Source organism: Simiaoa sunii (assembly GCF_014337175.1).
GTDB classification, from domain to species: Bacteria; Bacillota; Clostridia; order Lachnospirales; family Lachnospiraceae; genus Acetatifactor; species Acetatifactor intestinalis.
Genome location: NZ_CP060633.1, coordinates 1,669,781 through 1,688,860, shown reverse-complemented (window position 1 = coordinate 1,688,860; position 19,080 = coordinate 1,669,781). Strand labels below are relative to the sequence as shown.

Genomic DNA, 19,080 nt, shown 5'->3' with positions numbered 1-19,080 from the left:
TCTCTCGTAAGCTCACGAATTCGTGCTATCGCACTCTTCATCCCGCTTCGCAGCCGCTTGTTTTTCCCTGAGGCTCATTATTTTATATCTGAACTGTAACGGTTAATGTTATACGAAAGTTTCATTAAACTGTCTGACAGATGTACATTCTCTACCTGTATTCCCTCCGGAACATTCAGATCCACATGCGCAAAGTTCCAGATGGCACGGATCCCGTTCGCCACCAGCTTGTCAGCCACTTCTACAGCGCTGGTCTTGGGAATCGTCAGTACTGCAATATCAATGTCATTCTCCCGGATAAAAGATTCCAGCTGCTCCATGGGCATAACCTTCACACCACGGACATCCTTCCCCACAAGCTCCGGATTCGCATCGAACATTCCCTTGAAAATAAAACCACGACGCTCGAAGTTCAAATAATTACCCAGGGCTCTGCCCAGGTTACCGGCTCCGATAATAACGAAATTATGCTGCTTATCCAGCCCTAATATCTTACCGATCTCACGGTACAGATATTCTACATTATATCCATATCCCTGCTGACCGAAACCACCGAAATTATTAAAATCCTGACGTATCTGGGATGCGGTCACTTTCATCAGTCCGGAAAGCTCCTGCGAAGAGATACGTTCTACACCTTCATCCTTAAGTTCCCCCAAATATCGAAAGTATCTGGGCAGTCTGCCAATCACAGCCTGTGAAATTTCTTTTGCTTCCAATACTTTCACCTCCGATTTTTTTAAGTATACACCATATGTTAAAAACTTGTCAATGAATTGACAGGTTTTCTTCTTTTCGTTACAATAAAATTTAAAAAGCCCGGTCTCCGTGAGCTGGAAATACTGGAAATAAAGGATACATACTACCATGATATTATCTTGTCAGAATATTTCAAAAGCATTTGTAGAAAATCAAGTATTGAAAAATGTCTCTTTTCATATAGAGGATCATGAAAAAGCTGCCATTGTGGGCATCAACGGTGCCGGAAAAACAACGCTACTCCGCATCATCGTAGGAGAAATGACTCCCGACGACGGACAGGTGGTTCTGGCAAAGGACAAGACACTTGGGTATCTTGCCCAGAACAGCACCGTGGATACCTCTCATACCATTTACGAGGAGCTGTTATCCGTCAAGGCGGATCTGTTACGCCTGGAGGAAAAGATCCGAGAATGCGAAAACAATATGAAGCATGCTGATGGGGACGCTCTGGAAGACCTGATGAAGCAGTACACCTCTCTCACCCACGCTTTCGAGACCGGCGGCGGCTATCTCTACCGCAGTGAGCTGGTCGGAGTGTTAAAGGGTCTTGGCTTTACCGAAGATGAATTCTCCAAGCCGGTTACCACACTCTCCGGCGGTCAAAAGACCCGTGTGGCGTTAGGACGGCTTCTGTTGCAGAATCCTGATCTCATTATCTTAGACGAGCCGACGAACCATCTGGATATGAACTCTATCGCCTGGCTGGAGACCTACTTGCTTAATTATAAGGGAGCCGTTCTCATTGTCTCCCACGACCGGTATTTTCTGGACCGGATCGCCGGAAAAGTCATCGAGATCGACCAGTCCAAGGCTACAACCTTTATGGGCAATTATTCCGATTATGCCGTAAAAAAGGAACAGCTGCGCGTCGCTGCCTGGAATGCCTATATGAACCAGCAACGCGAGATCAAGCATCAGGAAGAAGTCATCGAAAAATTAAAGTCCTTCAACCGGGAAAAGTCCATCAAGCGGGCGGAAAGCCGGGAGAAAATGCTGGATAGGATCGAGGTCATCGAAAAGCCCTCCGAGGTACGCACGGATATGAAGCTGACTCTGACGCCCCGGATCTTAAGCGGCAATGATGTGCTGACTGTGGAGCACCTGTCCAAAAGCTTTGACTCCCATAAGCTTTTTGCCGATGTCAATTTCGAGATCAAGCGCGGCGAACACGTGGCGATCATCGGTGATAACGGCAGCGGCAAGACCACTTTGCTTAAGATCTTAAACGGTCTCGTTCCCGCCGATCAAGGCACCTTCCGCTTAGGTTCCAATGTAGAGATTGGCTATTACGATCAGGAACATCATGTGCTCCACAGCGAGAAGACATTGTTCGAAGAGATCTCAGACGATTATCCGTACCTGAACAATACCCAGATCCGTAATGTACTGGCGGCTTTCCTCTTTACCGGGGAGGATGTGTTCAAGCGTATCAGTGATCTGAGTGGCGGTGAGCGCGGACGTGTCTCTCTTGCCAAGCTGGTACTCTCCAACGCAAACTTCCTCATCCTGGATGAGCCGACGAACCACTTAGATATCATGTCCAAGGAGATACTGGAGGACGCCCTGAACGGTTACGAAGGGACCATATTGTATGTCTCCCACGACCGTTACTTCATCAACCGTACCGCCCACAGGATCCTGGATCTGACAGAGGGACAATTCGTAAGTTATGTTGGAAATTATGACTACTATCTGGAAAAACACGACACCGTGATGGCTGCCATAGAGGCTAATGCACCGCGGAATGCGGATGCAGATAGTGCTGTTGCTGCTAAGGCTGCAGAATCCGAAGTCAAATTGGACTGGAAAGCCCAGAAAGAAGAACAGGCGAGACTCCGCAAGAAAGAAAACGACCTGAAAAAATGCGAGGAAAAGATTGCCGAGCTGGAAGAGCGCATCTCCGAGATCGACACCGAAATGTCCGATCCCGCCATTGGCACCCAGGTGGCGAAATTGCAGGAGCTGACTAAAGAGCAGGCAGCCTGCCAGGAACAGCTGGAAAAATTATATGAACAGTGGGAAGAACTGGCAGAGTAAATTGAAAGTTACGAGCCATGCAAAGTCAAAACGAAAACAGCGATCTGGGAGCTTGCTCACAAGACGCTGTTTTTGTTTTTGACTTTATACGGCGACAGCCGTCAATGAAATAAATGTGGAGCGTCCTTTGCGACACATTTATGAATTGAGTGCATGGCTCGTAACGTAGGGCTGCCGTAGACCGGACAAGTTCCGCCTGTGCCCCTTCTTTCGCCTCAGCGTGGGCACAGGAGACAGAAACAAGCTAGTCTGTACCCTTCTTCCGCCTCAACGTGGGCACAGGAGACAGGAGCAAGCTAGTCTGTACCCTTCTTCCGCCTCAACGTGGGCACAGGAGACAGGAGCAAGCTTCTCTGTACCCTTCTTCCACCTCAACGTGGGCACAGGAGACAGGAGCAAGCTTCTCTGTACCCTTCTTCCGCCTCAGCGTGGGCACAGGAGACAGGAGCAAGCTTCTCTGTACCCTTCTTCCGCCTCAGCGTGAATAGTTTATGGGTATGGGAAGCTTGTTTCGTTGCCGATACCCACAAACTTTTCATAGTGTGGGTATGGGAAGCTTGTTTTATTGCTGATACCCACACTATGAAAGTTTGTGGGTATCAGAAGTTTGTTTTGTTGCTGATACCCAAATTGTGAAAACTGGAAGGTATAACAAGGGAATTATATATTCCAGAATGCATGCGGCAAGCATTCGTGGGGTCTACGGCAGCCCTACGTTACGAGCCATGCACTCAATTCATAAATGTGTCGCAAAGGACGCTCCACATTTATTTCATTGACGGCTGTCGCCGTATAAAAATAGAACGAAACAACCTCTTGTGTGAGCAAGCTCCCACCGAGGTATTCCGTTCTATTTTTGCATGGCTCGTAACTTTCAATTTACTCAGTTCACTAATCACTTCATCATAAGTGTATCTTACCTTTTTAATATTTTGAGCAGCCTCTGCTTCTGCTTGAAAATAAGCCTCCGTCAACTGCTCATACTGTTCTTTCGTCACCCGGAAATAATAAAGTCCGGTGTCTTTTACATAGTATGCCTGGTCTTGCATCATTTCCCGTTTTTCTGCGGAATCTGTATTTTCCTCATAGTATGGCATCGAAACGACGTATGCAGTTTCCCCGGTTTGCGTTTCTTTATTAAGGAATTCTTTTTCCATAAATCCTGTCATTCGGAATAATTCTCCGTTCGGCTCAAACTCATAATAAATCTGATTTATTCCCTCCCGGTTCCACCTGGCTGCGCATGTACCGTTTAATTTCATCCATGTGGAATCAAAGCCATTCCATAAATTCAGTCGTTTCTTTTCCTCATCATAACTTATTACATAGATAAATTCTCTCTCATCTGAAATACACAAGTCCGTAATTCCGTCACCCGTCATATCGAATAAGTAATAATATAGCTCCTTCATATCTTTGGTGCAATATTTCGTTACGAAATGCCCTGTTGCATCAATAGTAATTTCTTTTCCTTCAAAAATCTCATCAAAATGAATATCGTTTTTCAAAAGTCCCAAAAAATAATTTTTGTACTTACATTCCCCTGCCGGGAAGCGGTATTCAAACGAAATATCTCCATACTCGTTTTGCAACATCTCTACGGTGTCTTCCTGCGCGTAGGTCATTTCAGAAAATGGCAACTCCCAATATCCTTCATACACTTTTTCTATAACCGGCCAAAGTTCACCACTGTACGAGCCGACATTGCACACCCAATATTCCTTATCTATTCCTCCCGAGTCATTCATTATTAACGTCATCACATTGCAATACTTGTAGACGGTCATACCTATCACTTGTTCATTTTTCTCTATTAATGTTATCATGTAATTTTCATTTTCCCAATTTACAAAATATGGCTGTGTATCCGTCTGCCCTCCTTGTCGTATTGCCAGACCATAATACTGCCATCCCTCATTAAAAAAGACTAAATTTGTTACATTTTCTGCCTTTTCCGTATGACTGCCCGATTTATCTACATGACTTATTACAATGTCTGTATCTGACAAGGCAGTATGTACTTCGGGATACAAATTGATTTGATACCAAGTATCCCATATTGATCCTTCATCACAATAATATTTCAAAAATATATTATCTTTGCTGTTCATAATAACTTTTATCTTTTCAATAACGTTCAATTTCCTATAGTTTGCTGCTATTTCGTGTAGTCGATCGTCTACTTCATTTGACAAAAGCGAATTGCTTAGATATTCCGTCATTTCACTACCAAAAAAATCTTCCAAATAGGGCGCCGCTTCATATGTATAATTACTTTCCCATACGTTATCCGCGTATCCTTTCGGCATATTCGCAATGTAATAAATTAAGTTATTTTTTTGTAAAATAAGAATTGTACAGAATATTATAATTATTGCATACACCTTCCATGTACGCCTTATTTTCCTCATACTAATCCCCCTAGTAATCTGAAAAGGATTAATTAGCTCATAAATAAATCCAGTGTTTTCTATATCCAATTCTTTCAAAGTTTATTTTTTCTTCTTCCAGAGGCCCATCTCCATCATAAAGAATGCAATCTCTAATTTTTGTAGTCCTATTAACAATACTCTCCAAAATTGTATCTAATTGTGATGAAATTTCTTTTTCTTTCTGATTCTTTAGTATTGCACTCATCATATCATTCATATCCAATTTACTTATTACATATTCCATATTATTGGAAATCTTTATTATATTTCCGTCTTCGTGACAATAAGCTGTTCCTTAGCATCCCTCCACAGCCACCATACGGTATCATTCTGATAATAATCAAATACCATTTCATAACCGGCGTCCAAATATTTTTGTTCTATAATTTCATACTCCTGTAAGGGAGAGGTCCACACTACTTCTCCCCGAATCCGTAAGTCCTTCACAGGGCATGTCTCTTTCTGGCATTCATACAAAGCCGCTCTGTTCCCTTCCCGTACCAGTATTCCTTGCGGAAGTTCCAAATTATTCTGCGTACAATTGTCTCTGATCCGAAATAGTTCCCCGTTCTCTGTCAGGCGGGCATTTTCTTCTCCTGTGTAGTACTCTATAAAAAGATACAACCCACTGTCATCAAATCTGTTAAACATTTCTTTGGCATACAGCTTTCTGTTTGGAATGGCATCATGAATTTTTTTCACATTTCCTTCGGTATCTATTATAAAGAAACCGCTTCCTTCCTCGCCAAATATAATCATTCCATCCGCCCTTACCATCATAGAGTTCAAATAGTTTTCTGTGGAATACAGCGTATGTGAAGTAAAATCGTTACAATCCAGATATTCCAGTGAATAGTAGCCCGTTTCTTCATCCATCGCCTTGTAATATGCTCTATTATCATAGACAGCACATATTTCCTCCTGCAAAATACAGCTGCCCCTTACTTTTCCTGTAGGGAAATCAATTACTACCGTTCTATATTCATCCACTTCCTTATCATAAAGTGAATATATTATACAATTCTTATTCTGTAATACATGTGCACTATGGTCTCTGAAAAGATCATTCATACTTTCTCTGTCTTCCACGGGTATATAGTCCGTCAGTTTCTTTCCTGTCAATTTATATTCCCCGTCTTTATATCGATACTCTGTATTTCTTAAAAAAATCACATCATCAAAAATAAGCAGATTACAGTCTCTTCTATTCATATAATTTGTCTGTGCCATAATTTTCTCTGATTTTAAACTATATTCTTCAATATATGCGATTCTTTGCTTATATTCCTGCGAATTTCTCCATTCATCCAATGAATATAATTTTGCATCTACAATGTCATACCACATGACTTCTTGCAAATTTTCATCAACATAAAAGTAATCCCAATTAACCCTATAATCTTCCCGTTGCACTCCCACATATATTACATAATAATTTGTATTATCTTTTTCTGTTTTTACAAAATTAATATCTATTGTAAGATTAGCATTTCCTCCACTTTTCTGTTCAATGAATGCACTATATTTTTCTATTTCCGGAATGGAATCCATAACAAACTTTTCAGCAGCTTCTTGATTCACTTTGGAAAGTGCCAAATTTTCATTTGTTTTATAGGTATTCTCACAAGCTGTCAACATAATTACTATAAGAATTATTGTTATGCATACTTTTTTCACTTACATTTCTCCTTTATGCATAAATCGCCAAATGTTCTCTCTACTATGTTTTCTACTATGTTTTCTACAATGGATTGCATAAATGACGACTGGCATATCGCTAAATTAATGTTTTTTCTGCCCAAAATACTTCTTCCATTTTTACCACTGGATGCTCTATCAAGAGCATCCAGCAATAAGTTCAAATATGTAGATAACGGTTATGATTATCCAAACATTTTTCTATTTTATATCCTTTTCTAAATCTTTATATTTTTTTTCACAAATTTTTAAAACATCGGAAGCATATCCCTCAGTTCCGACATTATATAATCGTATTGCCTCCTCCAAACTGTCTGTTTTGTTCATTTTGCGCCTTAGTGTATCTACTCCTATCGCAATACTTAAAAATGGAGTCACATTTTCATATTGATAATAATAAATAGTTTTTGATGTATAATCCCCATCATAACTATTTCCATTACCATCCTCTTGTGTATTGAAAAGCGATTTCAATATAGCATATTCTTCCCGATTTTTCATAGCATTTATATCAATTTCAGAAAGATTTAATTTTCTACGCTCCCCCCAAGTTGTTTTCTCCCCGCTTTCATCTATATCTGTTACTATTTTAATATATCTAGTATCAATTTTAACATATTCATATATGTTTGGATTTCTTACATCTAAAGCTTGAAGCACATCCCTTGAAATATTTGCATTAGGACTAGTGTACTGACATATTGATATTTAGTTAAATATTTCTGGCTGTTATTGCCGTTTTATGGTACAATAAAAGAAACGGCGGTGATATCCTATGGCAAGACCAAAAAAGTACAAAATCAAACTTACGGATGATGAATTAAAAGAATTTAAATCTGTCATCCGAAAAAATAAAACATCCAAAACAATCCGATGCAGATGCCAGATTATTATTGACCTGGATGAGTCCCACGGAAAAGTATTGACTCATGAGCAGTCTGCAAAATCAAATGGTGTATGTCTGGCAACAGTAACCAATACTGTGAAAAAATATTTTGAGGGTGGTATTGATGCAGTAACTGAGTTTAAGCGTAATGTTAATTCTGATAATGCAAGGCGTGTGCTCGATGGACGTGCTGAAGCCCGTATCATTGAACTTGCCTGTGGTCCGGTGCCGGAAGGACATTCAAGGTGGACCATCCGGCTGCTGGAAGAGAAATCAAAAATTGTTCTTGATACTCCGGTCAGCCGTGAGGCAATCCGAAGAGCCTTAAAAAAAACAAACTTCGACCTCACAAAAACGACTACTGGTGCATCCCCAAAAAAGATGATGCCGAATTTATAGCATGTATGGAAGATGTCCTTGATGTATATGAACTCCCATACAATCCTGAAAGACCAGTTGTATGCATGGACGAAAAGCCTTACCAGTTACTGGGCGATGCAAGGAAACCACTGCCCATGCGTCCGGGTGACAATCAGAAAACAGATTCGGAATATGTCAGGAATGGTACCTGCAGCATATTTGCTTTTGTCGAACCGCTTGGAGGCACTCATCATGTCAGCGTGCGAGAACAACGTACTGCCTTTGACTGGGCAGAAGAGATAAAATATCTCGTTGATGTCATGTATCCTGATGCAGAAAAAGTAATTCTTGTTATGGATAACCTTAACACCCATAAAACGGCGTCCTTGTATAAAAGGTATCCAGCAGATGAGGCAAGACGAATTATCAAGCGTTTGGAAATTCACTATACACCCAAACATGGAAGCTGGCTTGACATTGCAGAAATAGAACTGAATGTAATGACCAGACAGTGTTTGTCACGAAGGATTGAAAACATTGCAAAACTTCGTGGAGAGCTAGCTGCGTGGGAAGTCGAGCGTAATACAGTCGCAGCAAAAGTTAATTGGCAGTTCCGAACTGCCGATGCAAGAGTGAAGTTGAGTTCATTGTATCCTAGGTTTACAACAGCTTCCGAATAGGAAGTTGTTGTAATGCTAAAAATCAATGTGCCAATACACTAGTTGATTTATCATATCCTATTTTCGATTCTTTATACATCATTGCCTTAATAATATTGGGATTTATCTGTGTACCATACTTTAAATTATAGTATTTACTCCAGCCAATAATCCAAGAATCATATCTTTGATAATTTCTTTCCTGATATAATGTTGGAATATATACATCTAATGCATGTTCTCCGTTCACTAAATCCATCATATACATTTTTGCATAAGATTCACTAATATTTCCTTTCAAGTACTCATCTAATACATATAACGCATTTTGTTTCACTTGCTCTGTGCATGTAGAATTCACTCTCCGCATACTTGCTTGCTTAATAACTTTCTGGCAATATGATGGATTCCTTTGCGTATTGTCCAATGCATAGTCAACATTTGCTAAGGGACTTTGCAATTCATGTAGTGCGCTCAAAAAAGCCGTTGTTCTACGCAATAATTCCCATTTGATACTTTCATTCATATCCTTAGAATTCATTGCTTGAATTTTTTCACTTAACATCTTTTCTTCTGTAATAGTGAGCCAGTTTCCGCTCGGATCCGTATAATTCAGATAGCTGCTCACGCAGTAATTATACCGGTTAAGCGTCAGCGGTTCTGTCTGGCTGCCCAGGTAGCTGTCTTCGGTGAGGAAGGTCGCCGTTACCACGCAGTAGTACCTTGCCCTCAGGTACTGGCTCTGGATATTCGGATTGTAGGACTCTCCGTTATAGGCATATTCGTTCTCATACTGCGGAGCCCCGAAGGTGATCTCTCCGGTGACGCTGTAACGGTAGGACTGGTAGACCTGTCCCTCTTCATTGGTGATGCCGGAGACGCTTCCTCTGGCATCGTAGAGGTAGTAGCCGGTGCTGCCATCGAACCGGTCAAGGGAGATCCGGTCGAATCCGCCGTTTATCTCCGCTCCGTAGATATAAGAGGTATCCGTCCTGCCATTGATGTTCTGCTCGACCAGTACCTCGGCATGCTCACGGTTGACATCGTTTAAGTACTCAGTCAGTTCGTAGTTTTTTCCCTTGCCTTTTTTACATCAGTATCAATTATTTCCAATTTATAATTCCTGACATTTCATCCCATGAAAATATTAAGGGTTCAAAATACTTTGCCTCAGGAAGTACAATAAAGCCATCATCCGACATGTAAAAAGATATATTTCCATACAGCCATGTCACAGAATCTATCTGCCCGTCATCATCCTCCGGATATTCTCCCTGCATGGTTCTGCTGTCAACTATCATTTCCGCTTCCGTCATTGATCCATAATGCAATATCCTCTCAGGATCTCCCTCTAATATAAACATTCGGGGTTCCCGCTCATCTCCATCAAAGTAGTGAAGCAACATATTTTTAAATTTGTCTGTATTACCTATCATATCGCTTAGGAGCACTCTTTCCCCTGTAAGCATATTCACTACAATAGCATACATAACCTTCCCAGGCAAACGCCGATCCTCCGTTCCTTCGTAAACAACAGAAAGATACTGTTTATACTGATATATTCCCGCAATCGTATAAGGGTCATCGTCATCCCAAATGACATATATATGTATATCTAATTGTGCGCAGTCAAATAACCAGCAGGCATCTTTCCACAAGGTGTGATTAATTTTCCACTGCAGCCTCTTATCCGGACATCCTTGAATCTGGACATATGGGATATGATAGCTCTCTCCGTTATCTATCGAAAAATTAAATGTCTTTTGTTGAATCTCATATTCATAACATGACAACAACTGAGGTTCTTGCGCATCGTCAACCTCTATTGTTGTTTCTTCCGCCTCAGTTTCATATGTATTAATGGTTTCCGATTCCTGACTTTCCTCATAAATTTCAGATTCGTTCGATGAACATCCTATTATCGATACTGCAATACATAAGCTCAACACAAGTATAGCCACAAACTTATTTACCAAATATCTCGTAAGCTTTGTCATACTTTTCACTTCGATCCCTCCAATTCTTTGGTAATGGATTGCTGTTGTTTCCAACTATCAGCTGATCATTTTTAATTTTATACTCCCCTCCTAATCTTATTGTTGCTAAATCTTTATCTGTTGCAGTAAATCCATTAACATAATACTGTGTAATGAGGAATATAGCCTCCGAATTTCCATTAACATTAACATAATCATTTAAACTGCCCATGCCTGTTTTTACGACATTCGTAGTTGCCCAAAACCATGCAGCAGCCTCTAAGCTATAATATTTTGCAATATAATGAACTTTGTCCATTCCGAAGTTCACCATATCACAATCTCTACCAATGGCTTTTAAAAAATTTTCTTGCGTTTGTTTTCCAGTTAATTGAATATATCCTACACCTCTGTCATCAAATTCTAAGTTTGAGTTACCTGCAACATCTTTAATATAGCTTTTCCAATTATCTTTTGTTAACAATTCTTTTCCATTTTGCATTCCTTCAATATTGTCTTGTCCAAAATTGCTTTCATGCGCCATTGTTGCCATAAGCATTGTAATACTTGCTTTGCTTGTTATGCCATATTGATTCAAGGTACGGTTGAACTTTATGATATAATTTTGTTTATCTCCTGTTATAGCTTTCCATCCAAACTCCTCAAGTTGTTCTATTGATACATGAAAAATTTCACAGGCATAACTACTATTTTGTTTATATGCTTTTAACATAATGCTTTTTGCATATGGCATATCATGCTTATAGTCAAACGATAATACATAGTCAACAGATGCTTGTGGAGAGTTCAGTTCATGTAATGCACTCAAAAATGTTTTGGCAATATAAAAATCAATCTTCCTATTTTGTTTTTCATTTGCGGGTGTCTGAATATATTTCACCCCAAATTCATTCTGTTCCTTTTCATATATCCATTTCCCGCTCGGATCCGTATAATTCAGATAGCTGCTCACGCAGTAATTATACCTGTTAAGTGTCAGCGGTTCTGTCTGGTTGCCGAGGTAGCTGTCTTCGGTGAGGAAGGTCGCCGTTACCACGCAGTAGTACCTTGCCCTCAGATACTGGCTCTCGATATTCGGATTGTAGGATTCTCCGTTGTAGGTGTATTCGTTCTCATACTGCGGAGCACCGAAGGTGATCTCTCCGGTGACGCTGTAACGGTAGGACTGGTAGACCTGTCCCTCTTCATTGGTGATGCCGGAGACGCTTCCCCTGGCATCGTAGAGGTAGTAGCCGGTGCTGCCATTATTTCCCGAGTTTTCCTTTCATTCATCACCTATGCAGGGATATTTTACCTCGCCTCATCCAAATGCAGAAAAGGATAAAGCATACAGCATACATTTTTTCCAGTAATCCCCCAGCATCACCTGTCTGTGGTACCGTCACCATGTGATCCTTACTGTACACGATTTCCACCGGTTTGCTTGCATAGTCTGTTTCCTTCTCTCCGTTCACATTCTCTGCAATCAGATAAACATGATAATCGGTTCCGCATTCCTTATTCCTGTATTCCTCTGGAATCGAAAATACTGCTTTACCGTCCTGATCCACATTCGGAATATAAATTGCTTCCCCGGCATCATAATAACCGTCCGCTGTAAGGATGTCTTTCTTTGTGAACAGAACCGATACCCATGTTGCATTATCAATGTCCGCCCCTGTAAGTCTATAGGGTACTGTCACCTGCTCTTCTGACTGTGCATTTGTACTTTGCTCTGGCCGGATTTTCATAGCCGGATCGATCAATGTCAGTTTATATGCAGCCCCTGTCTGCCCGGCAGTTCCTTCCACAATAGAAACCATAAGAATATCCGACAGTCTGACATTTAGTACAGGACTTACTCCACAGTATTCATTAACAAAGAGACAACCTACTGCCTTACTTGCTATAACACCTGCACCCATACCTTCATTTTCCGGTAACGTAGGATATTCTTCTTCGGAACGCAGCCACCATTCCCACATGGTTGGTTTTTGTATGCAAATTTTTCCCCGGTTGTCTGCCCCCCACTGCTCATTACTATATCCATAACTTTCGTTTCGGACTTCTCTTGCATCCAGCAAAAATATTTTATCTCCCGAAAGTGCTGTCCATCTCTGAGGTTGAAAGTCGCAGGCATCCCCATCACTTTCTGCTACATTTTCTTTTACGCTGTTTGCAATAGCAGCCTGCTCCTGTAATGAAAAAGATGATGTCAGAAAATCATTGTTCAAATATTCCCGCAAAATACTATTGTTCCATTTGCTGTCATCCACGGCATAATTCAATTCATGGAATATCATTCCCTTGTCACCGTCTGGCAGAAAGACGTTATCACAGTCTAACAGCATTGTCTTTACCGTACTGTCATTCCCGCTAAAATCTGTAGTGCATTTGGAGAGCACACGATATTTCACAGGCTCTTTCTTCCCGTCATTGTCCATATCGTACTCCCCAAAATACACATAATTCCCCTGCCATGCTTCATCGATTATAGGTTTTGATGGATTTTCAATTCCATAATTTCCTATCCCTGTGATTTCCTTCGCCATAGGTTCGTCCAACACACGCCCTTTTGCCTGTACAGTAATACTCAAAAAAGCAATCATTCCCAATATGCAATTCACAATAATTAATTCTTGAATGATTAATAATAGTTTTCGCATATACTGCTTTCCCCTCAATATTTCATTTCACTACTCCAACTATTGTGTATTCACCATTTTTATTGCCTGAGGAATTTTTTCCTACCTTATCCCACGTATATATTTTCGGTTATTGTATTGAGTTTCATTATCAAAATAACACAATATTACATCATAGTTGCATCATTTTCCGAATAAAAAGAATCAGCTGACATTTTATTGTCCGCCGATTCTTTCTATATTTTGCTCTACAATTCTTTCTTTGATAGCAGCTTTTCTCTGCTTTGTCACTGCCAAAGGACACCTCTGGTAATGCAGCATTCGGAACACCGAAATAATATTCTCTTGATATCTAATTTTTAAGCAATTAGTATAATTTTTATCTATTTCTGTTCATTGTACCAGTTTTCCATCTCTCTCTTTTCCCTATTGTTCATATCTTCATGTTGCCACAACCAGAAAAAGTTAGATAAAAAATTGAATAATTGATGATTTTTCCCGGCATAGATAACGCAAGCTTCCCGATCCGAATCATTTTCTCTTTTGCCACCATACCTTTTAATCATTTCCGTTTCCAACACTGTCACATATCCTACTAATCTCTCCTCTATTTCCTCTAAAGGATCCTTGCGTACATTCTCCACCCATGCAGCAACTTTTTCCCATAGCTCTAGAATATCACATTCTTCCGGGCATAATTCTTTTCTGTATTTTTGCTCCAGTTCATCGTAATGCTCCAACATTAGCAAATAATGTTTTCTGTTCGGAAGCCTGTTCTTATAATCCGTCACTATTTTTTCAAAGATCCTGTCTCCGTTCAATTCTAAAATATCTCTATAATCATACAGTATGTCCCGAAACAGTTTCTCTTTTTCTTCTTCCGTTTTTCCTATCCAGCTATAATCCCAGTCCATCATGCTTGTCCTCGCAGATGGCAGTGTATCAATAAACTGCTCTGCCTGTACATCGTATGCACGCCCATAGACTCCTATGTGCATATGAAGTCTTCCATTTGCATCAGCAATATTTATCTCCAATAAAGCCTCATCGATTTTCTTTCGATAAGACCAATCTCCCCGCTCATACTTTTCTAATGTGAAACCATTTTTGTCCATATATGGATTTATAATCTCTTTTACTATTTTCCTTTTATTCATTGCATTATATCCCCTATATCCTCTCCATAATAGTTTCTAAAATTTTTTCAGTCTTTAATGATATATGCCCTATACTATGGAATTTGGAATGCCCTCATAGCCCTTTGGATATACAAGCATATTATCTAATATATCCTCTGGCATCACCCAAAATGGAAGTACACTTTGCGTAACTCTATCAATGAGCGTTTCTCCAACCCATTCTAACATCATCGCATCTGTAAGTACATTTAGCACCTTGGTTAATGTATCTCCTGGCTCGCACCACCACACTTCTTTCTTTTCATCTGCCTGCTTAATTACAGCCGTTACATATTTAGGCCTTTTCGTCTGACTCAGGCTATAGTATATCATTCCTGGCATACTTGGATCTGTATAATAGGTTGCATAGTTATATTGCGTATCTACTATTGGCAATACTATTTTATTCGGATTAAATGTATGTCCTTGATCATCTACAGGTAAATAAGCATCCTTCATTGCTTTAATATATCCCTGCCTCTGTTCAATTCCACCTCCCAACTTTTTCTCTGAATAGGGTTTTATCTCATATACTTCGTATACACCATCTGGCCTTCTTAATACAATATCTGCATACCCTATTCCCGTTTTACTATTTGCATAACCAGTCACCCTATATTCTGTATATGGATGATATCCAATCTGGTAGTCATACTCGGACTTAAAATATTCTTGTAATACTTTATGTGCAATAATTCCTTGCCAAGTAGTATAGTGATCATTTCCGCTGGGATCCGTATAATTCAGATAGCTGCTCACGCAGTAATTATACCTGTTAAGTGTCAGCGGTTCTGTCTGGCTGCCGAGGTAGCTGTCTTCGGTGAGGAAGGTCGCCGTTACCACGCAGTAGTACCTTGCCCTCAGATACTGGCTCTCGATATTCGGATTGTAGGATTCTCCGTTGTAGGTGTATTCGTTCTCATACTGCGGAGCACCGAAGGTGATCTCTCCGGTGACGCTGTAACGGTAGGACTGGTAGACCTGTCCCTCTTCATTGGTGATGCCAGAGACGCTTCCCCTGGAATCATAGAGATAATATCCGGTGCTGCCATCGAACCGGTCAAGGGAGATCCGGTCGAATCCGCCGTTTATCTCCGCCCCATAGATATAAGAGGTATCCGTCTTACCACTGATGTTCTGCTCGACCAGTACCTCGGCATGCTCACGGTTGACGTCGTTTAAGTACTCGATCAGCTCATAGTTTTTATCATTCCTTTCGCTTCGCTCAAGGCACAAACAAGTTATGAAAAATGTTGTGCCCCTCCACTCTTTGATTTATAATTCTTTCAAGGAATAGCAATACACTACAGAGCACGGAAGGAGAAGTGGCGAATTTATTTCGACCCCGTATAGTTATATGTGCCGTCATCCTTACAAGCACAAACAAGTGGGACATTGAGCCCGGACTCTTATCATTGGTAATAAACCATGTTTATTCAGTCGCAGGATGACAGTCAATGTTGCTATTCCCTTTTTATTAAGGTGGTGATACTTAATGATGAAGTTAAAATACTCCATCTGCTGTGGACTTGATGTCCACAAAAATGTTATCGTTGCAACCATCGTAACTACCAATAAGGACGGCATATCCGAATATCTGCAAAAATCTTTTTCAACCATCAACTCAGATATTCAAAGGTTTCACAACTGGCTTATCGAGAATAATTGCTATCATGTTTGTATGGAATCCACCGGAAAGTATTGGATTCCTATTTTTAATTATCTCGAAAATGACATTGATGTCTGCCTTACACATCCGAAGTATGTCAAAGCCATTAAAGGCAAGAAAACGGACAAAAAGGATTCTAAATGGATTGCCGACCTCTACAAATTTGATCTTGTCAGATGTTCCTTTATTCCTCCAAAAGATTTTCGTCAGCTTAGGGAACTTTCCAGATACCGTTTCAAGCTGGTCTGCATGAAGTCTTCCGAGAAGAATCGCATCCAGAACTGTATGACCATTTCCAATGTCGGCATTGCCAGTGTTCTTTCTGATCCTTTTGGCAAGACAGCAACTGAAATCATCTCTTATCTATTGGAGCATACTGCCGATTCCATGGATGAAAAAGCTGTCCGCAAACTCATAAAGAAAGGGGCTAAATCCAAGTCTGATGAAATCATCGAAGCCATCAAAGGCTACACTATTGAAACAGATCAGGCTAAAAAACTAGAGCTTGCCCGGGGGCATCTGGAATATCTCGATGATATGATTACCCAGACCGAAGTGGAACTCTATGTCCGCATCAAGCCTTATTACGAGTTCGTGGAGTTTGTCAGTACCATGCCCGGCATGACAGAGTTAAGTTCCACGATTGTTCTTGCAGAAACAGGCGTTGATATGGATATTTTTGATGATGCAAAACATCTGTGTTCCTGGTGCGGACTTTCTCCTGCCAACAATGAATCCGCTGGTAAGAAAAAGTCTGTCCGCATTGCCAAAGCAGGCGATTACCTGAAACCAATGATGGTTCAATGTGCCCTTGCTGCAATTAAGAGCAAAAAGCAGCCTTATTTTGCAATCAAATATGGTCGAATCAAAAAGCGACGTGGACACAAAAAGGCAATCATTGCCATTGCAAGAATGATGATGGTCTGTATTTACCACATGGTTTCAGAAAAGAAGCCCTTTACCCCTACTGACTATGAGGAATTGATGGACCCTCAGAATCATGTAGAGAGTGTCGTCTTGAATGAGAACAATGTGTTTGCTTACCTTGAAAGCCTTGGTTACGACAGCTCTAAGTTAGTGAAACGCAACGATAACTAACATTTTTTCTGCTTTCTATACTTGTAAAAACGGGGTTTTATGAACCCTTATACAAGTGCGCCCTAAAATCTACTTTATTTTTCACTCTTCTTTTCCTTACCGGTGGTCTTGATCCGGGCGATCAGATCTGCCTCTGTAGCGCTGACTTCCTCCTGTACCGGGAAGAGGATGCCGCACTGGTTCTGGCTGTTGTTCTCCTCCGCATTGGTTGCATTGCCATAGCCGGCGTCATCCGTGCCCCCGGACTTGCTGTTCTTCTTATTGTTGCCCTTCCCCTTACCGTTGCCGTTTCCATTGCCGTTATTGCCGGAATTTCCGTTTCCCTTATTTCCACTGCCGGAGTTGTCCTTGTTGTTCCCGTTGCCGTTGCCGGAATTACCCTTCCAGTCATCATCGGTATGGAGATTATAGTTCAATAAGAATACCCGGTTGCCGTCACCGTCATAAGCCGCAGCAAGGAGCAGTTCATCCCCGTCATGCACAGCCGCCAGACGATTCTCTACGGAGTATTCATAAGTCCTGTTCACCTTGTCCGTGCCGATCCGCCCGGTCTCACTGATCCGGTTGCCATCTGCATCATAGGTGTAGGCAAGGCTGGTGGTCTTCTTGCCATTGTAGAGCTTTTCAGAGATCAGCTGGTTACTCTCATTATACTCATATCTGTGCCACTCCACAACCGTTTCGTTCAGGGTTTTCTCCATATAGGTACGGTTACCCATAAGGTCATACTCGAACGTATAGACACGTAGGTGCTGTAATTGTCCTCAAAAAAACGCACCCTTTCGCAACATTCTGTTACTAAGAGTGCGTTACATCAGTATAATATTTTGTCAAGTGTCTATTAATTAACAGCATGGATTCTTAATTGCTTTGCAACAACCATGATGGTTAATTAACAGACAAATATTAAGTTATTAGGACTTTGAGAACATGATAATTCACTTTTTAACAACAACTTCTTGATTTACTTCATACTCAACTTTTTCCAATTTAATGCTATCTGCATCTATCTGCGTTAAATCTGCTGTAATAATCTCTAATTCATCTATAACTCCATTAACAACATGTAACAAAAATACAATTGGTGCTGTTGAAGTTTGAAACGCTCTCATCTCTACAGGAACTCTAACACGATATGGATACGGTTCAATTTCTCCTTCAATTTTAAATTTTAAAGAAATAAAGGCGTACTCTTGCTTATAAATAATTTTTGCTTTTGAGAACTGTTTAAGCAAAATATCTCTGCCGCGAAATTCAACATCCATTAATCTATTAATCCATTGTTGCTCTTTTATATATATATTTCGATAGATTTCAATCCCTCCCATTTTCATTATTATATTACTGCAACGGATAATAAGTTCCTACGTTAATAATTCCCTCAGCAACACCATAAGAAGTATACTCTATGGTAATCCCGTCTACGATAATTCGCCCCTTATGAAACTGCCCTGTTCTCAAATTCAATGTAGAAACTTCTGTTGCCAATGCTTGATTTACTGCATCAACATTTAGATCAGTTTCTTCTAGATGTCTACCTCCATGCCCAAAGTTTACAGTTTTGCCATTTTCTTTAATTGTTGAAGTTATTCCGCCACCTCCACTTGGTGCCGCATATTCTCCTGCACTAGTATTTCTACCATTCTTGACATAAACTCTTTACCCTTATAATAATCCAAG

Annotated in this window: 18 protein-coding genes and 2 pseudogenes; 4 read left to right on the top strand and 16 right to left on the bottom strand. The window is 40.5% G+C overall.

Annotation, left to right across the window (positions count from 1 at the left end):
* Positions 1-77: 77 nt before the first annotated feature.
* Positions 78-719, bottom strand: a complete 642-nt coding sequence (locus H9Q77_RS07760; RefSeq protein ID WP_148446867.1) for a redox-sensing transcriptional repressor Rex — start codon at positions 717-719, stop codon at positions 78-80.
* 148 nt (positions 720-867) lie between these two features.
* On the opposite strand from H9Q77_RS07760, the gene H9Q77_RS07755 reads away from it, so the two are divergent.
* Positions 868-2,799, top strand: a complete 1,932-nt coding sequence (locus H9Q77_RS07755; RefSeq protein WP_249327068.1) for an ABC-F family ATP-binding cassette domain-containing protein — start codon at positions 868-870, stop codon at positions 2,797-2,799.
* A gap of 767 nt (positions 2,800-3,566) precedes the next feature.
* Here H9Q77_RS07755 and H9Q77_RS07750 read toward each other — a convergent pair.
* From H9Q77_RS07750 to H9Q77_RS07735, 4 genes are all read right to left on the bottom strand, one after another.
* Positions 3,567-5,288: a hypothetical protein gene (locus H9Q77_RS07750; RefSeq protein WP_249327067.1), complete on the bottom strand. Its 1,722-nt coding sequence runs from the start codon at positions 5,286-5,288 to the stop codon at positions 3,567-3,569.
* Positions 5,248-5,475: a hypothetical protein gene (locus H9Q77_RS07745; protein ID WP_249327066.1), complete on the bottom strand. Its 228-nt coding sequence runs from the start codon at positions 5,473-5,475 to the stop codon at positions 5,248-5,250. The genes H9Q77_RS07750 and H9Q77_RS07745 overlap by 41 nt, the downstream gene beginning before the upstream one ends.
* 17 nt (positions 5,476-5,492) lie before the next feature.
* A complete protein-coding gene (locus tag H9Q77_RS07740) occupies positions 5,493-6,461 on the bottom strand; it encodes a hypothetical protein (protein WP_147366161.1) in 969 nt (322 codons plus the stop codon).
* Between the two features lie 669 nt (positions 6,462-7,130).
* A complete protein-coding gene (locus tag H9Q77_RS07735) occupies positions 7,131-7,589 on the bottom strand; it encodes a hypothetical protein (RefSeq protein ID WP_249327065.1) in 459 nt (152 codons plus the stop codon).
* 115 nt (positions 7,590-7,704) lie between these two features.
* Between H9Q77_RS07735 and H9Q77_RS07730 the strand changes: the two genes are divergently transcribed.
* Positions 7,705-8,214, top strand: coding sequence for a helix-turn-helix domain-containing protein (locus tag H9Q77_RS07730; RefSeq protein WP_006855777.1), 510 nt, complete (start codon positions 7,705-7,707; stop codon positions 8,212-8,214).
* Positions 8,184-8,855 (top strand): IS630 family transposase, encoded by a 672-nt coding sequence (locus H9Q77_RS07725; protein ID WP_134523031.1) that lies wholly within the window; start codon positions 8,184-8,186, stop codon positions 8,853-8,855. Before H9Q77_RS07730 ends, H9Q77_RS07725 begins: the two co-directional genes overlap by 31 nt.
* Before the next feature lie 22 nt (positions 8,856-8,877).
* Here H9Q77_RS07725 and H9Q77_RS07720 read toward each other — a convergent pair whose 3' ends face one another.
* From H9Q77_RS07720 to H9Q77_RS07685, 8 genes and pseudogenes are all read right to left on the bottom strand, one after another.
* The gene (locus H9Q77_RS07720; protein ID WP_249327064.1) at positions 8,878-9,399 is read right to left on the bottom strand and encodes a hypothetical protein; all 522 of its coding nucleotides are present in this window, start codon (positions 9,397-9,399) and stop codon (positions 8,878-8,880) included.
* 87 nt (positions 9,400-9,486) lie between these two features.
* A pseudogene (locus H9Q77_RS16840) lies at positions 9,487-9,648 on the bottom strand (hypothetical protein); the annotation flags it as partial.
* A gap of 289 nt (positions 9,649-9,937) precedes the next feature.
* On the bottom strand, positions 9,938-10,840 hold the full coding sequence (locus tag H9Q77_RS07710) for a hypothetical protein (RefSeq protein WP_147365469.1): 903 nt from the start codon (positions 10,838-10,840) through the stop codon (positions 9,938-9,940).
* Entirely contained in the window at positions 10,800-11,783 is a 984-nt protein-coding gene (locus H9Q77_RS07705; RefSeq protein WP_249327063.1) for a hypothetical protein, read from the bottom strand. Before H9Q77_RS07705 ends, H9Q77_RS07710 begins: the two co-directional genes overlap by 41 nt.
* A gap of 24 nt (positions 11,784-11,807) precedes the next feature.
* A pseudogene (locus H9Q77_RS16950) lies at positions 11,808-11,969 on the bottom strand (hypothetical protein); the annotation flags it as partial.
* A gap of 133 nt (positions 11,970-12,102) precedes the next feature.
* The gene (locus H9Q77_RS07695; protein WP_147365401.1) at positions 12,103-13,407 is read right to left on the bottom strand and encodes a DUF6273 domain-containing protein; all 1,305 of its coding nucleotides are present in this window, start codon (positions 13,405-13,407) and stop codon (positions 12,103-12,105) included.
* 431 nt (positions 13,408-13,838) lie between these two features.
* Complete coding sequence (locus tag H9Q77_RS07690) at positions 13,839-14,612, bottom strand: hypothetical protein (protein WP_249327062.1); 774 nt, start codon at positions 14,610-14,612, stop codon at positions 13,839-13,841.
* Positions 14,613-14,681: 69 nt separating this feature from the next.
* A complete protein-coding gene (locus H9Q77_RS07685) occupies positions 14,682-15,869 on the bottom strand; it encodes an RHS repeat-associated core domain-containing protein (RefSeq protein ID WP_249327061.1) in 1,188 nt (395 codons plus the stop codon).
* Between the two features lie 259 nt (positions 15,870-16,128).
* Here H9Q77_RS07685 and H9Q77_RS07680 point away from each other — a divergent pair, with 259 nt between their 5' ends.
* The gene (locus H9Q77_RS07680) at positions 16,129-17,400 is read left to right on the top strand and encodes an IS110 family RNA-guided transposase (protein ID WP_022204360.1); all 1,272 of its coding nucleotides are present in this window, start codon (positions 16,129-16,131) and stop codon (positions 17,398-17,400) included.
* Between the two features lie 74 nt (positions 17,401-17,474).
* Here H9Q77_RS07680 and H9Q77_RS07675 read toward each other — a convergent pair whose 3' ends face one another.
* The 3 genes from H9Q77_RS07675 to H9Q77_RS16640 form a co-directional block, all read right to left on the bottom strand.
* Positions 17,475-18,119, bottom strand: coding sequence for a hypothetical protein (locus H9Q77_RS07675; protein ID WP_249327060.1), 645 nt, complete (start codon positions 18,117-18,119; stop codon positions 17,475-17,477).
* Positions 18,120-18,338: 219 nt separating this feature from the next.
* Positions 18,339-18,734 (bottom strand): hypothetical protein, encoded by a 396-nt coding sequence (locus H9Q77_RS07670; protein ID WP_117467583.1) that lies wholly within the window; start codon positions 18,732-18,734, stop codon positions 18,339-18,341.
* A 7-nt stretch (positions 18,735-18,741) separates the two neighbouring features.
* Entirely contained in the window at positions 18,742-18,867 is a 126-nt protein-coding gene (locus H9Q77_RS16640; RefSeq protein WP_283244812.1) for a hypothetical protein, read from the bottom strand.
* Between the last annotated feature and the right edge of the window lie 213 nt (positions 18,868-19,080).